Annotated in this window: 10 protein-coding genes; 8 read left to right on the plus strand and 2 right to left on the minus strand. The window is 74.4% G+C overall.

The features are described from left to right. Positions 1-76 precede the first annotated feature (76 nt). Complete coding sequence (locus ACH4UM_RS13715; protein ID WP_398177480.1) at positions 77-1,603, plus strand: hypothetical protein; 1,527 nt, start codon at positions 77-79, stop codon at positions 1,601-1,603. Then, positions 1,542-3,074: an SAV_2336 N-terminal domain-related protein gene (locus ACH4UM_RS13720; RefSeq protein WP_398177483.1), complete on the plus strand. Its 1,533-nt coding sequence runs from the start codon at positions 1,542-1,544 to the stop codon at positions 3,072-3,074. The genes ACH4UM_RS13715 and ACH4UM_RS13720 overlap by 62 nt, the downstream gene beginning before the upstream one ends. 94 nt (positions 3,075-3,168) lie before the next feature. Here the strand turns inward: ACH4UM_RS13720 and ACH4UM_RS13725 are convergent, their stop codons facing one another. Next, a complete protein-coding gene (locus tag ACH4UM_RS13725; RefSeq protein ID WP_398177486.1) occupies positions 3,169-3,924 on the minus strand; it encodes a hypothetical protein in 756 nt (251 codons plus the stop codon). 1,058 nt (positions 3,925-4,982) lie between these two features. On the opposite strand from ACH4UM_RS13725, the gene ACH4UM_RS13730 reads away from it, so the two are divergent. From ACH4UM_RS13730 to ACH4UM_RS13755, 6 genes are all read left to right on the plus strand, one after another. Continuing rightward, on the plus strand, positions 4,983-8,060 hold the full coding sequence (locus ACH4UM_RS13730) for an FAD-binding and (Fe-S)-binding domain-containing protein (protein WP_398177489.1): 3,078 nt from the start codon (positions 4,983-4,985) through the stop codon (positions 8,058-8,060). Between the two features lie 41 nt (positions 8,061-8,101). Continuing rightward, positions 8,102-9,925 (plus strand): thiamine pyrophosphate-requiring protein, encoded by a 1,824-nt coding sequence (locus ACH4UM_RS13735; RefSeq protein WP_398177492.1) that lies wholly within the window; start codon positions 8,102-8,104, stop codon positions 9,923-9,925. After that, positions 9,922-11,031 carry an enolase C-terminal domain-like protein gene (locus ACH4UM_RS13740; RefSeq protein WP_398177494.1) on the plus strand — a complete coding sequence of 370 codons (1,110 nt, stop codon included), beginning with the start codon at positions 9,922-9,924 and terminating at the stop codon, positions 11,029-11,031. The genes ACH4UM_RS13735 and ACH4UM_RS13740 overlap by 4 nt, the downstream gene beginning before the upstream one ends. Before the next feature lie 18 nt (positions 11,032-11,049). Beyond that, on the plus strand, positions 11,050-12,825 hold the full coding sequence (locus ACH4UM_RS13745) for a glycoside hydrolase family 15 protein (protein WP_398177497.1): 1,776 nt from the start codon (positions 11,050-11,052) through the stop codon (positions 12,823-12,825). Positions 12,826-12,830: 5 nt separating this feature from the next. Further along, entirely contained in the window at positions 12,831-13,853 is a 1,023-nt protein-coding gene (locus tag ACH4UM_RS13750) for an SDR family oxidoreductase (protein ID WP_398177499.1), read from the plus strand. Positions 13,854-14,267: 414 nt separating this feature from the next. Next, entirely contained in the window at positions 14,268-14,909 is a 642-nt protein-coding gene (locus ACH4UM_RS13755) for a MarR family winged helix-turn-helix transcriptional regulator (protein ID WP_398177502.1), read from the plus strand. A 31-nt stretch (positions 14,910-14,940) separates the two neighbouring features. On the opposite strand, the gene ACH4UM_RS13760 is transcribed toward ACH4UM_RS13755, so the two are convergent. Continuing rightward, positions 14,941-15,843, minus strand: a complete 903-nt coding sequence (locus ACH4UM_RS13760) for an aminoglycoside phosphotransferase family protein (protein ID WP_398177505.1) — start codon at positions 15,841-15,843, stop codon at positions 14,941-14,943. Positions 15,844-15,958 lie beyond the last annotated feature (115 nt).

Raw genomic sequence — 15,958 nt, forward strand, 5'->3', positions numbered from 1 at the left:
GGACAGTCATGTCAGGAACGCAACATGCCGAAACGCTCGTGCCGCCGGGCCGGCGGGTTCGCAGGGGGGCGCGGTCATGGGGGTAACTAGTTCGAACGGGCCGCTGGCCGCACTCGCCGCCAGTTCCCTGCTGCGGGACATGGCCGACGTCCTCAACCGCTCGCCGCGCTTCGCCACCCCCTCCAGCCGCCAGGATCTGGTGAGTTACCTGGTGCGGGCGCTGGAACTGCCGTTCCCCGGCCGGGACAAGGCTCCCGCGCGGTCCTTCGACCACTTCACCCACATCGTCACCGAGTGCACCCGGCACAGCGAGGGCACCGACGCCCTGGCGGAGGCGGTGGCCTCGCTCGACGGCGACCGGCGCACCGCCCTGCAGATGCGGCAGCTGGCCGACAAGTGGACGGCGCGGGACCAGCTGACGGAGGAGGAACTGCTCGTGCTCGACCGACTGCTGGGCCAGGTCGGCGCGGAGCACGACGTACAGGCCATCGCCCACGCGAGTCTGCAGCCGGTCTCCGCGCCGCTGCCCGAACACTGCACCGACGCGCGCAGCATCCTGCTGTATCTGCTGCGCCGCAACGCGTTGCCCGACGGGCTCCCCCCGTTCCTCGCCTTCCTGGAGTTCCTCGCCGCCTCCGCGGGCGGGCCGCTCGCCGTGGGCCTGCGGGAGTGGACCGAGAAACGCGCGCGCCGCCACGAGCTGTGGCCCGCCCTGCAGGCCTGCCGGGCGCGCGCCGGCGACACCCGGGTGACCGCGCCCAAGGAGCGGCGCATGATGCTGGTGCTCATGCCGGACGGTCTGGACGACGACTACTACGCGCTGCGCGTGTGGCACCAGGACGACGCCCAGCAGGCCGGGCCCGCACTGCGGGACAACGACGCCCGGGTGCGCGAGGCCGACCTGGAACGGGCCATCCGAAGCCGGCTGCGCGAATCGTCCCAGGGGCACGACAAGGGCGCGTCCCTCACCATCGAGTTCTGGCTGCCGCTGTCGCTGATCAACCTTCCGGTCGCAGAGTGGTGCACACCCCGGGAACCGGCCGCGCCGGACAACGTCCGGATCGTCGTGCGCAGCCTGGACCGGGTACGGGCCTCGGCCTCGTACCCCTCCTGGCACGAGCGCTGGTCCCGGATGGTGGACCCCTCGGCCGGACCCGGTGAGGCGGGCCGCAGCCGGGGTCCGGCGGAGGCACGTCGCGACCTGCCGTGGGTACTGTCCGCCCCGCCGGACTGCGCCGAGGGCCGCGGTGAGCTGGTGGAGGCCATCAGCTCCGGCGTACCGGTCGTGCTGTGGCACCGCCACGACTGCACCTCGGCCGAGTTCCACGACACGGTGGACGGACTGCTGCGCCGCGGCCCCGTCGCCACGCTGCCCGAACGCCTGCGCGCCATGCGGCTGGCCTGTGACGCCGGCGAACCACAGGGCGCGGAGGTCGTGCGCGGCCTGACCCTCATGTGGGACGACCCCAACCGCTCCCTGCCCGTGCTGAATCCTCTCGTCGCACCGGACGAGGTGGCGTCCCCGCCCGTCTTCCACCCCCATGCGGTCTCGGACGAGCCGGCGGCCGCGCCCCCGGCCCGCCTGCCGCACCGGACGAGGTAGCGCCCAAGTGACCGCACCCGACGCCAGGACGTGGCTGATCACCGCCGCGCCCGCCCCGACCGTGCCGCCCGCCTGGCGGCAGGGCAACCGCGGCCTGGGGCTGCACGAACCCGTCTTCGCCGAGGCGCCCGCCGGCTGGCCCGGGCCGCTGCCCACCCCGGCGGCGGAGACCTCCGCCGCCGCCCTGCACGCCCTCATCAGGCTCCAGCCGGACGCGGCCGGGTCCGCGGAGCAGACCGCCGACGCCTACACCGTCCCCGACCGGCTGCCCCGGCCGCAGAGTTCGTTCGCCGGCGCGGCCGCGCTGTGGGAGCTGGTCCTGGTCGTGGACACCGGGGTGTCCATGGCCGCCTGGTACCCGACGGTCAACGCCTTCGCCGCCTGTGTGCGCGACCTGCCGCTGTTCAGCGAGACCCGCATCGTCAAACTGCGCACCCACCGGTCCGCCACCCCCGACGGCCTCTTCGACCGGGATCTGCTGAACGCCATCAGGCTGGGCGAGAGCACCTTCGGCAGGCGCAAGATGGTCCTGATCCTGACCGACGGTGTCGGTGCGGCGTGGAAGCGGCGGCTGCTGTGGCCGGACCTGCGCTGCTGGGCGGGCTGCCACACCGTGGCGATCCTGAACGTGCTGCCCCACTACAACTGGCACCTGTCCGGCCTCCACACCCGCTCGCTGCGACTGCGCACCCAGCACCCCGGATGCGCGAACCGGGCGCTGCTCGCCGAGCCGTCCGACACGCCGTCCCTGCCCGGGGAGCCCGGCCCGGAGCAGAGCGCCAGCCTCTACATCCCGGTGCTGGAGATACGCAAACGGTGGCTGGACCAGTGGGCGCGCCTGCTGATGTCCCAGCGTCTGCCGGTGCGCCAGCAGGTGCTGGAGATCCCCGAGGACGACGCCGGCCAGGCGCGTGCCACCGAACGGGCCGCCTCCGGTGAGCTCGACGCCGACCCCGACCGGCGGATCGCCACCTTCCGGACCGCCGCCTCGGACAACTCCTTCGCACTGGCGGTGCTGCTCGCCGCGGCCCCCCTCAACCGGCACGTGATGCAGCTGATCGCCGTCGAACTGCTGCCGGAGGCCGACGCGGGCGACCTCGCCGCCATCCTGACCAGCGGCCTGATCACGACCGTCGACGGTGTCCCGGAGCACCACGACCCGTTCGACGCCGTCACGTTCGACTTCCTGCCCGGCGTCAGACAGCGGCTGCTCTCCCTCGGCGAGACCCGCAGGACCCGTAAGGTCGCCCAGCTCCTGGACACCTTCCTCGGACCGCACGTCCCGGCCATGCGCGGCATCGCCCAGCGCATGCGCTCGCCCGACCCGACCGGCACCCCCCGCCCCACCCGGGACACCCACCACTACTCACGCGTCGAACTGGCCCTGCTCACCGCCCTGTCCGGAGACTCCCAGAGTCACCGCGAGGCCGCCCACGCCCTGCAGGCCGAGCTGGACAAGCCACTGCCGTAGCGGCGAGCCGGGGCGGACCGGGCTCGGTGCCGGTACGACGGTTCGCCGCCCGTCGCCCCGTCGCAGCTGCTCGCCCACAGCGCCAGGGCGATGATCACGGCGAGGAACAGCACGACGCAGCCGCAGCCGCCAAGTGCCTGGAGCCGCGCGCCGGACTGCCCTTCGGGGGGCCGGTGCGCCAGCGCGGGTCGACGGCGAGCGTCCCGTCCTCCAGGGCCGCCGCCACGCGCCGCGCGTCCTCGGCGTGGTGGGCGAGGAAGGAGCTCTGCCCAGGTGCCGTGGCCGAACCGCTTCTCGATCCGTACCCCGCCCCCAGGGTGTTCAGGACTTGCTCGGGGTCCAGCGCGCAGACGGCCGCGACGTCGGCGGGACGGAAGGCGCCGCCGAGGACCGCCGCGCCCCCGGCCACGGCCGCCGCTTCCGGTGCCAGCGCCCGGACCTCGGTGACCAGCGGTGCGGCCTCGCGCAGCAGACCGTCGCGGTCCGGCCCGGCCCAGGACGCCGCGCCGTCCGGTACCCACCGGGAGGCGGCCAGGACCCGGACCAGGCCGGGGTTGCCTCCGGCCGCCGCGTGCGGCCGCCGCGCCGTGGCCGGGGACTCCTCGGCCCGGTTCGGCAGTTCGGGGGAGGCGGCCGGCAGCGCGGCGACCGCGTCCGCCCCCAGCGGGCCGGGCGTCACGCGCACCACGCCGCCGCTCTGCGCGCCGTGCGCCAGCGGCTCCAGCAGGGCCGGCCGGCGCACTCCGGCGGGGGCGGTGCGCGAGAGCGAGCAGGAGCGGACCGGGCGGGGGAGTGTGCACCAGGCGGGCCAGGAGGTCCGCCGACCGGTCGTCGCACAGGTGCGCGTCATCCAGCACGAGCACGCCCCGCCCGCGGCCGCGCACCGCTGCAGATGCCCCTGCACCGACCGTTCGAACCCGGGATCCAAGCCGGGAGCGGAGCCGGGGCCGGAGCCGGAGCCGGGGCCGGAGCCGGGGCCGAAGCCGGAGCCGTGGCCGGAACCGGAGCCGGGGCCGAAGCCGGGATCGGAACCCGGATTGAGGCCGGGAGCGGTGGGCGCGGGCGGCAAGGGACCCGGCGCCGGACCGTTGCCGTGAGCGCGGTCGTCGGGCAGGCCTCCAGCGCGTGGGGGCAGGCCCCCAGCACGTCCGTGAACAGCTGGTACGGGTTCCCGGGGCCGCCTCGCGCCTGGGCCCGGACGACCCGGAGGCCCCGGTCCGCGGCTCGCGAGGCCGGCAGGCCCAGCAGACGGGTCTTGCCGATGCCGGGCTCTCCGCCGATCTCCAGCACCGCGCCCGTCCCGGCGGCGACCGCCTCCAGGACGGCGTCCAGCCGCGCGGCCTCCGCGGCCGCCGGGACAGTGGCCCCTCGGCGCCCCGCGACCTCACCCCGAACACCCTTGTCCCCCCGTCCCCCCGTCTCCTTGTCCCCGTTGCCCCGTTGCCCCGTTGCCCCGCTGTCCGTGCCGTGCGGTGCCGCTGTCCGCGCCGTGCGGTGCCGTGCCGTGCGGTGCCGTGCCGTGCCGCGCCGCGCCGCGCCGCGCCGTAAAGAGACGTACCGGGCGCCACCGGTGTTCGCAATGACGGGGATCATGCCCGGTCACCCGATCGGACCAGCGTCCGGCGGGCGGCCCGGGACCCCGCCGGGACCGCGCCGGGCGGGCCCAGCCGGGCCAACGGCCCCCTCCCGGCCGCCGCCGGCCCGGTCCACGCGGCCGCGCCGGCGATTTCCTTCGACGGCCGCGCCGGCGGACCGCGCGAGTTCGACACGGCGCACGCCGGGACCGTACGGCGCGCCCCGGAAAAGACACCCTTGCACACTGCAAAGGCGGGTACCCGGGAAGGCGACGGCGGCCGGGCCGCCGTACGGCCAGACGTCCTGCACGGTTCAGGAAGGCGGTTGCCCCTGATGAGTCGCACATCCCCCCTCGACGTCTCCGCGGTGGACGTGCCCGGACTGGAGGCGGCGCTGCGCGAGGCGGTGGACGCCGAGGTCCGGTTCGACGCCGGGAGCAGAGGCGCGTACGTCACGGACGGCTCCAACTACCGCCAGGTGCCGATCGGCGTGATCGTGCCGCGCAGCGTGGAGGCGGGGGCGCAGGCGGTCGAGGTGTGCGCCCGCTTCGGCGCGCCGGTGCTGTCCCGCGGCGGCGGCACCAGCCTGGCCGGCCAGTCCACCAACACCGCGCTGGTCATCGACTGGACCAAGTACTGCCACGGCCTGATCTCCGTGGACCCCGACGCGCGCACCTGTGTCGTCGAGCCGGGCATCGTCCTGGACGAACTCAACCGGCGGCTGTCCGGCCACAGGCTCCAGTTCGGCCCGAAGCCCTCCACGCACAGCCACTGCGCACTGGGCGGAATGATCGGCAACAACTCCTGCGGCGCCTCCGCGCAGGCCTACGGCAAGACCGTCGACAACGTACGCCGGCTGGAGGTCCTCACCTACGACGGACTGCGCATGTGGGTGGGACCGACCCCGGAGGCCGAGCGGGCCAGGATCGCCGCCGAGGGCGGCCGGAAGGCCGAGCTGTACGCCGGCCTGGAGCGCATCGCCACCGAGTACCTGGCCGACATCCGGCGCGGCTACCCGAAGATCCCCCGCCGGGTGTCCGGCTACAACCTGGACTCGCTGCTGCCGGAGAACGGCTTCGACGTCGCCCGCGCCCTGGTCGGCAGCGAGGGCACCCTGGTGACCGTACTGAGCGCCGAACTGGAACTGGTGCCGGTGCCGCCGTACCAGTCGCTGCTGGTGCTCGGCTACCCGGACATCTGCCGGGCCGGCGACGACGTCTCCCGCCTGCTCCAGCACTGCCCGCCCAGCCAGCTGGAGGCACTCGACGGGCGCATGGCCCAGCTGATGCGCGAGGAGGGCGCCCACCTGGACTCGCTGAGCGCCCTGCCCGAGGGCGACAGCTGGCTGCTGGTGCAGCACGGCGGCGACAGCCGGGAGGACGTCGACGAGCAGGCGCACGCCCTGCTGCGCGCGATCGGCCGCAGCGAGAAGGACCCGGACGTGGCCTTCTCCGACGACCCCGAACGCGAGCAGAGGATGCTCAAGGCCCGCGAGGCCGGACTCGGCGTCACCGCGCGCCCGCCGGACGACCGGGAGACCTGGGAGGGCTGGGAGGACTCGGCCGTCCCGCCGGAGCGGCTCGGCGACTATCTGCGCGACCTCAAGGACCTGTTCGGGGAGTTCGGCTACGACCATCCCTCCCTGTACGGGCACTTCGGGCAGGGCTGTGTGCACACCCGTATCCCCTTCGGGCTGAAGACCGCCGAGGGCGTCGCCCGCTTCCGCCGCTTCGTCGAGCGGGCCGCCGACCTCGTGGTCTCCTACGGCGGTTCCCTGTCCGGAGAGCACGGCGACGGCCAGTCCCGGGGCGAGCTGCTGACCCGGATGTTCGGCGAGCGGCTGGTGACCGCCTTCGGCGAGATGAAGAGGCTGTTCGACCCGGGCAACCGGATGAACCCGGGCAAGGTCGTCGACCCCAACCCGGTCGACGGGCAGCTCCGCCTGGGCGCCGCCTGGCGTCCGGCCACGCCCAGGACGCACTTCGACTACCCGGAGGACGACCACTCCTTCACCCGCGCGGTGATGCGCTGCGTCGGCGTCGGCAACTGCCGCAGCCACGAGGGCGGCGTGATGTGCCCCTCCTACCGGGCCACGAGGGAGGAGGAGCACTCCACCCGGGGCCGGGCCCGGCTGCTGTTCGAGATGCTCGGCGGCCACGCCGACTCGGTGATCACCGACGGCTGGCGTTCCACCGAGGTGAAGGACGCCCTCGAGCTGTGCCTGGCCTGCAAGGGCTGCAAGTCGGACTGCCCGGTGAACGTCGACATGGCCACCTACAAGGCCGAGTTCCTCTCCCACCACTACGAGGGACGGCTGCGCCCCGCCGCCCACTACTCGATGGGCTGGCTGCCGCTGTGGGCCCGGCTGTCCCGGATCGCCCCGTCCCTGGTCAACACACTGCTCCGGGCGCCCGGTCTGTCCCGCGCGGGCAAACGGCTGGCCGGGGTGGCCGGGGAGCGCCAGGCCCCGGTCTTCGCCGGGCAGTCCTTCCTGCAGTGGTGGCGGGAGCGGGACGCGGAGGAGCCCGACCCGGCCGACCCGCGGACCGTGGTGCTCTGGCCCGACACCTTCAGCACCTACTTCCACCCCTCCATCGCGATCTCGGCCGTACGGGTCCTGGAGGACGCCGGCTTCCGGGTCGCCGTCCCCGACGAGCCCGTGTGCTGCGGCCTGACCTGGATCTCCACCGGCCAGCTGACCGTCGCCGGGAAGGTGCTGCGGCACACCCTGGACGTGCTGCGGCCCTACCTGGAGGCGAGCACCCCGATCATCGGCCTCGAACCCTCCTGCACCGCGGTGTTCCGGGCCGACGCCACCGAGCTGATGCCGGCCGACCAGGACGTCGGGCGGCTGGCCGGACAGGTCCGCACCCTCGCCGAGCAGCTCGTGCACCACGCGCCCGAGGGCTGGCGGCCGCCACGGCTCGCCCGGCAGGCGACCGTGCAGACCCACTGCCACCAGCACGCGGTCATGAAGTTCGACGCCGACCGGGAGCTGATGCGCCGCGCCCACCTCGACGCCGACGTCCTGGACGAGGGCTGCTGCGGCCTGGCCGGCAACTTCGGCTTCGAACGCGGCCACCACGAGGTCTCCATGGCCGTCGCGGAACAGGGCGTCCTGCCCGCAGTCCGCGCGGCGGCCCCCGACAGCCTGCTGCTCGCCGACGGCTTCAGCTGCCGCACCCAGATCGAACAGGGCGACACCGGCCGCCGGGCCCTGCACCTGGCCGAGGTGCTTGCCCTCGGCCTCGAGGGGAACCTGCCCAGCCGGGAGCCCGAACGCCTGGCCGAGCGGCCCGCCCCGCCCTCCCGCGCGGCCCGGTGGACGGCCACCGCGGGCGCCGCGGCCCTCACGGCGACGGTCGCGGCCGCGGCCGGCCGGACAGCTCTCGAGCACCTGCGCCGCCCGTGACCGCACCTGCCGAATCCAACCCCCTCGAAAGGTCTTCGAACATGTCGATGAAGGTCTCCGACCGCGTCCTGGAGCGCCTGCGCGACTGGGGGGTGGAGCATGTCTTCGCCTACCCCGGCGACGGCATCAACGGCCTGCTCGCGGCCTGGGGCCGGGCCGACGACAACCCCCGGTTCATCCAGGCCCGCCACGAGGAGATGGCCGCCTTCGAGGCCGTCGGCTACGCCAAGTTCTCCGGCAAGGTCGGCGTGTGCGCCGCCACCTCGGGTCCCGGCGCCATCCATCTGCTCAACGGCCTGTACGACGCCAAGCTCGACCACGTTCCGGTCGTCGCGATCGTCGGCCAGACCAACCGCAGCGCCATGGGCGGCTCCTACCAGCAGGAGGTCGACCTGCTGACCCTCTACAAGGACGTCGCCTCCGACTTCTGCGAGATGGTCACCGTCCCCGAGCAACTGCCCAACGTGATCGACCGCGCGATGCGCACCGCCATGGCCCGCCGCTCGGTGACGGCCGTCATCATCCCCGCCGACGTGCAGGAACTCGACTACTCGCCGCCCGGGCACGCCTTCAAGATGGTCCCCTCCAGCCTGGGCATGCCGCACTACGCGCCGGTGCCCACGGACGAGGACCTCACCCGTGCCGCCGAGGTGCTCAACGCCGGCGACAAGGTCGCCGTTCTGGTCGGCCAGGGCGCCCGCGGGGCCCGTCAGGAGGTCATGGCCGTCGCCGAACGCCTCGGCGCGGGCGTCGCCAAGGCGCTGCTGGGCAAGGACGCGCTGGACGACGACCTGCCCTACGTCACCGGCTCCATCGGCCTGCTCGGCACCCGGCCGTCGTACGAGCTGATGACGGGCTGCGACACCCTCCTCGTCATCGGCTCCTCGTTCCCGTACACCCAGTTCCTGCCGGAGTTCGGGCAGGCACGGGCCGTGCAGATCGACATCGACCCGCACATGATCGGCATGCGCTACCCGTTCGAGGTGAACCTGGTCGGCGATGCCCGCGAGGCGCTGACCAGGCTGCTGCCGCTGCTGAAGGCGGGCAGGGACAAGGGCTGGCGCAGGAAGATCGAGAAGGACACCGCCCGCTGGTGGGAGGTCATGCAGCGGCGGGCCGCGGTCGACGCCGACCCGGTCAACCCCGAGTACGTCGCCCACACCCTCAACGACCTCCTGCCCGACAACGTCATCCTCGCCTCCGACTCGGGCTCCGCCGCCAACTGGTACGCCCGCCATCTGAAGCTGCGCGGCGCCATGCGAGGTTCGCTCTCCGGCACCCTCGCCACCATGGGGCCCGGAGTGCCGTACGTCATCGGTGCCAAGTTCGCGCACGGGGACCGTCCGGCGATCGCGCTGGTGGGCGACGGGGCGATGCAGATGAACGGCATGGCCGAGCTGATCACGGTCGCCAAGTACTGGCGCGAGTGGGAGGACCCGCGGCTGATCGTGGCCGTCCTGAACAACCGGGACCTCAACCAGGTCACCTGGGAGATGCGCGCAATGGAGGGTGCCCCGCAGTTCCTGCCCTCCCAGTCGATCCCCGACGTCGCCTACGCCGACTTCGCCCGGCTGATCGGCCTGGACGGCATGCGGATCGAAAAGCCGGGCGACGTCCAGGGTGCCTGGGAGAGCGCACTGGGCGCCGACAAGCCCTGTGTGCTCGACTTCGTCACCGACCCGGCCGTGCCGCCCATCCCGCCGCACGCCACCCTCGACCAGATCGAGGCCGCGGCGACCTCGATCCTCAAGGGCGACAGCGACCGGACGGGCATGGTCCGCCAGGGTTTCAAGGCCAAGGTGCAGGAGTTCCTGCCCGGCGGCCGGCACCGCACGGACCGGCCCGGCGCGGAGGACGGCAAGTGAGCGACACCCCGGTCGTGGAGCGGGTGGACACCGCGGTGTTCACCGTTCCCACCGACGCGCCCGAGGCGGACGGCACACTGAGCTGGGACCGCACCACGCTCGTCCTGGCCGCCGTCCGCTGCGGCGACGTCACCGGCCTCGGCTACACCTACGCGCCGGCCGCCGCGGCCCGCGTCGTCGACGACCTGCTCGCCGGCGTCGTCACCGGATCACCGGCGCTGGACGTGCCGCGCATGAACGAGGCCATGCACCGCGCGGTGCGCAACGCGGGCCTGCCCGGCGTGGCCGCCCAGGCGATCGCCGCCGTGGACATCGCCCTGTGGGACCTCAAGGCCCGGCTGCTCGACCTGCCGCTGGTCCGGCTGCTCGGCGCCGCCTGCCAGGAGGTGCCGGTCTACGGCAGCGGCGGCTTCACCACCTACGACGACGAGCAGCAGGCGCGGCAACTGCGCGGCTGGGTCGAGGAGGAGGGCATCCCCCGCGTCAAGATCAAGATCGGCGAGTCGTGGGGGCGCCGGGAGGACCGCGACCGCCGGCGCGTGGGCAGGGCGCGCGCCGTCGTCGGCGACCAGGTGGACCTGTACGTCGACGCCAACGGCGGCTACGACGCCAAGCGGGCCGTACGCGTCGGCCGGGCCCTCGAGGACCAGGGCGTGACCTGGTTCGAGGAGCCCGTCTCCTCCGACCACCTCACCACCCTCGCCCTGATCCGCGACCGGCTGGCACTGGAGGTCGCCGCCGGGGAGTACGGCTACACGCTGCCGTACTTCGAGCACATGCTCGCCGCCGGCGCCGTCGACTGCCTGCAGGCCGACGTCACCCGGTGCGGCGGCATCACCGTCTGGCTGCGCGTCGCCGCCCTCGCCCAGGCCCGCGGCATCGCCGTCTCCGGACACTGCGCCCCGCACGCCCACGCGCACGCCGCCGCGGCGGTGCCCAACCTGCGGCACCTGGAGTGGTTCCACGACCACGTGCGCATCGAGCGCCTCCTCTTCGACGGAGTCCTCACCCCCGACGGCGGCAGTATCCGGCCGGGCGCCGACGGCGCACCCGGGCTGGGACTGACTCTGAACACCGGGCGCGCACAGACCTACCGCGTGGGCTGACAGCAGGAGGCAGCACCGATGAGCACCACAACCTTTCCGCCGCACGCGCTGCACGACTACGCGCTGCTGGCCGACGGGGAGCGCGGCGCGCTGATCGGACCGGACGGCGCCGTCAACTGGCTGTGCGCCCCGACCTGGCACGACGACGCCGTCTTCGCCTCCCTCATCGGCGGCGCGGGCGTCTACGCCGTGACCCCGCGCGGTCGCTGGGTGCCCGGCGGCTACTACGAGGAGGGCACGCTGATCTGGCGCAGCCGCTGGGTCACCACCGACGGCGTGGTCGAGTGCCGCGAGGCCCTCGCTTTCCCCGGGGAGGCGGGCCGCCTGGTGCTGCTGCGCCAGGTGCACGCCGTCGACGGGACGGCCCACGTCAGGGTGGTGCTCGACCCGCGCGCCGACTACGGCCGCGCCCCGCTGACCTCCACGCACCGCGACGACGACGGCGTGTGGTACCTGAACACCGGCCGCCACCGGCTGCGCTGGCGGGGCGCCCCGTCGGCGACCGTCCGCGCCGAGGGCCTGACCGCCGACCTCCTGCTCGAACCCGGCGAGCGGCACGACCTGGTCCTGGAGTGCTCCGACTCGCCGCTGCCGCACACCCCGCTCCCGGCCGGGAAGGTCTGGGCCGCCACCGAGCAGGCCTGGCGGGGGAGCGTGCCCCCGCTGGGGCAGACCATCGCCCCCCGTGACGCCCGGCGCGCCTACGCGCTGCTGCGCGGGCTGACCGCGCACGGCGGCGGCATGGTCGCCGCCGCCACCACCAGCCTGCCCGAACGGGCCGAGGCGGGCCGCAACTACGACTACCGGTACGTGTGGATCCGCGACCAGAGCTACGCGGGGCAGGCCGCGGCCGCCGCCGACGCCCCCGAACTCCTCGACGCCGCCGTCCGTTTCGTCAGCGAGCGGTTGCTGACCGACGGCCCGCGCCTGGCCCCCGCCTGCACCGTGCACGGCACGCCCGTCCCCGGCCAGCGGGAGCTCGACCTGCCCGGCTACCCGGGCGGCTTCAGCCGGATCGGCAACCACGTCGAGAAGCAGTTCCAGCTGGACTGCTTCGGCGAGGCGCTGCTGCTGTTCGCCGCCGCCGAACGACAGGACCGGCTGGACGGCGACGGCTGGAAGGCCGCCGAGACCGCGGTGCGGGCCGTTGCGGAGCGGTGGCGCGAGCCCGACGCGGGCATCTGGGAGCTGGACGGCCGGCCGTGGACGCACAGCCGGCTCACCTGCGTCGCCGGGCTGCGCGCCCTGGCCGGCGCGGCCCCCGGCCGGCCGCTCGCCGGTACCTGCACCGACCTCGCCGACACCCTGTTCGCCGAGACCGCGGCGAGCAGTGTGCACCCCGACGGCCACTGGCAGCGCACCCCCGACGAGCCCGCGGCCGACGCGGCCCTGCTGCTGCCCGCGCTGCGCGGCGCGCTGCCCGCCGACGACCCGCGCACCCGCGCCACCCTCGCCGCGTGCCGCGGGCAACTGACCGACGACCACTTCATCTACCGGTTCCGCCACGACGACCGGCCCCTGGAGGAGGCCGAGGGCGCGTTCCTGCTGTGCGGCTTCCTCATGGCGCTGGCCGAGCACGAGCAGGGCGACGCGGTCGGCGCGCACCGCTGGTTCGAACGCAACCGCGGCGCCTGCGGCGCGTCGGGACTGTACGCCGAGGAGTTCGACATCGCCCAGCGCCAGCTGCGTGGCAACCTCCCGCAGGCCTTCGTCCACGCCCTGCTGCTGGAGACCGCCGCCCGCCTCGCCCATGACCCCGAGCCGTACGGCGCACACCGCCGAGCAAGGAGCTGACCCCCATGCCCCAGACCGTCGTCATCACCGGCGCCAGTGCCGGCATCGGCCGCGCGACCGCACGCCTGTACGGCAAACGCGGCGCCAACGTCGTGCTGATCGCCCGCGGGCGGGCCGGCCTGGACGCCGCCGCCAAGGAGGTGGAGTCGCTCGGGGGCCGGCCGCTCGTACAGGTCGCCGACACCGCCGACGCCCAGCAGACCGAAGCGGCCGCCGACGCCGCCGAGCAGACCTTCGGGCCCATCGACGTATGGATCAACTGCGCGTTCACCAGCGTCTTCGCGCCCTTCGACGAGATCACCGCCGGCGAGTACGAGCGGGTGACCCAGGTGACCTACCTCGGCTTCGTCAACGGCACCCGGTCCGCGCTGAAGCGGATGCTGCCGCGCGACCGCGGCACCGTCGTGCAGGTCGGCTCGGCGCTGGGGGAGCGGGCCATCCCGCTGCAGTCGGCGTACTGCGGGGCCAAGCACGCAGTCAACGGCTTCACCTCCTCACTGCGCACCGAACTGCTGCACCGCGGCAGCAACGTGCGGGTCACGATCGCCCAGATGCCGGCGGTCAACACGCCGCAGTTCTCCTGGGTGCGCTCCCGGCTGCCCCGGCACCCGCAGCCCGTCCCGCCGATCTACCAGCCGGAGGTCGCCGCCCGGGGTGTCGTGCACGCCGCCGACCACCCCGGCCGCAAGCAGTACTACATCGGGGCCACCACGCTCGCGACCGTTCTGGCCAACCGCATCGCCCCCGCCCTGCTCGACCGTTACCTGGCCCGGACCGGCTTCGACGCCCAGCAGACCGATCTGCGGCCGCCCAGCGGCGAGAGCAACCTCTTCGAGCCCGTGGACCGGCCGGAGGGCGGCGACCACGGCGCCCACGGCGTCTTCGACGGCTCGGCGCACAGCCGCTCCTTCGAGGCCGCACTGGCCCGTCACCCCGCGGCCGCCGCCTCCGCGGTCGCCCTGGGCGTCGGTGTCGCCGCCACGGCGAAGGCCGCGCTGAGCAGGCGCGGCCGGGCGAAGGCCGCATGAGGAGAGCCGTATGAACGCACCCGACCGCCCACGAGCCCTCCTCGACGAGGCGGCCGCCGTCGTCGCCATCGTGGGCGGGGTGACCCGGGACCGGGCCCCAGGCGTGCCGCGCGCGATGTCGGCGCATCGGCGCACACGCACATCAGGGAACAGCACGTCGCCGAACTCGTCGTCGAACGGGCGGTGCCGGGCAGGCTCCCGGCCGAGCTGCGCCGGGAGCTCGGGCACCGGCTCGGGGACGGGCACCCCGCCAGGACCGCCCGGCCCGCCCCGCCCGCCCCGCCCTGAGACGGCGGCCCACGGCGTCCGCGGCGGTTGTGCGGCCGTCGCTGTCCGGCGCCGTTGTCCTCTGCAATGATGCTCCGCGCATGATCGCCTCCGCCCGGCCGGGCGGAGCGGCGGAAGGGGGACAACATGCCACAGCACCACACCGATCCGGCCCACGCCCGCTCCGCCGCGGACTTGGCGCACCGCGCGCTGGACCGCGAGGCCGAGGAGCTCGCCGTGGCCGTGATGGCCGCCTCCCGGCTGTTCGTGGCGATCTCCGCCCGCGCGCTCGCCTCCACCGCCGAGTCGCTCACCCTGCCCCAGTTGCGGGCGCTGGTCGTGCTCGACACCTGCGGGCCGGTCAAGCTCGTCGTCCTGGCGGCCACGCTCGGCGTCAACCCGTCCACCGCGCTGCGCATGGTGGGGCGGCTGGAGGCGCTCGACCTGGTCGACCGCAGGACCAACCCCGTCAACCGGCGCGAGGTCGTGCTCCGTGTGACTTCCGTGGGCCACGAGCTGGTCACCCGGGTGCTCGCGCACCGCCGCGCGGAGATCCGCAGGCTCGTGCAGCGGCTCCCCGCCGAGGAACGCGCGGCACTGGTGCCCGCCCTGCACGCCCTCACGGCGGTGGCGGGCGAGATGGCGGTGGACGCCTCCGACGACGCGCGCGCCGCCCGCGGCATCGTCGACGACCCGCTGGACCCGGCGCCGCAGACGGATCCGCAGCGCCGCCCGGCCCCGGGCGCGAGGCGTGACCTGCACGACCGTGACCGGCACGACCCGGCCTGAGCGAGCGTCCGTGGGGACCGGTCACCGGCGGCTAGCCGTTCTCCCGGGATAGGTCGAGCAGCACCTCGTCGATGACCCGGCGGGCGACGGTGGCCATCCACGGGCTGGTGTCGCGGTAGGACCGCAGCTCGAGCAGCGCGATGGACAGCGCCCAGCCGCGTCCCCGCACCCAGGCGTCGTCGTCCACGTCCATCGCGGCCCGGAAGAGCGCCCGCGCGCCGGCCGGCACCACGTACCAGGCGGCGATGAGATCGACGGCCGGATCGCCCAGGCCCAGGCAGCCGAAGTCGATGACGGCACTCAGCCGCCCGTGTGTCAGGAGCAGGTTCGCGGGTTGGGGATCGGCGTGGATCCAGACCGGCGGGCCGGCCGGCGCGGGGACGTGCAGCGCCGCGTCCCAGGCGGCGGTGGTCCGCCGGGCATCGATGACCCCGCGCAGTGCGGCGATGGCCTCGCGGGTCGCGCCGTCCCGTGCCGCCAGGGGTTCGCCGCGGTACGAGGGCGGCCCGTCCGCCGGGTCGAGGCGGTGCAGGGCGGTGAGGAACTCCGCCAAGTCCTTTGCGAGCAGGGCCGGTTCGGCGATGTCGCCGGGCGTCGCGATCTCTCCGTCGAGCCACCGGTAGACGGACCAGGGCCATGGACAGCCTTCGTCCGGTGTGCCCAGGCCCAGCGGCACGGGCACGGCCACCGGGAGCGACTGGGCGAGCTGCGGCAGCCAGGTGTGTTCCTTGTGCACATCGCCCGCGGCCGCGGCGGTGCGCGGGAGCCGGACGACCATGTCCCGGCCGAGCCGGTACATGACGTTGGAGGTGCCGGCGGAGTGGACCCGGGTGACCGGCAGACCCGCCCACTGCGGGAACTGACCGGCGATCAGCCGGTGCACGAGGGGGGCGGGGAACTCCGGCTCTCCGGGGTGCAGGGTGCCGGCGCACATGGGTGGCAAGCAAACGTCGTGACCCTGTGCTGCGTCAACAGGGCAGCGGCGGTGAGCCCGGATGGCGGCAGGCGGCCCGCGGGGAGACGATGAAGGCGAGGGGCCAGGCCCCCGC

This window comes from Streptomyces sp. NPDC020801 (assembly GCF_044334385.1).
Classification (GTDB): domain Bacteria; phylum Actinomycetota; class Actinomycetes; order Streptomycetales; family Streptomycetaceae; genus Streptomyces.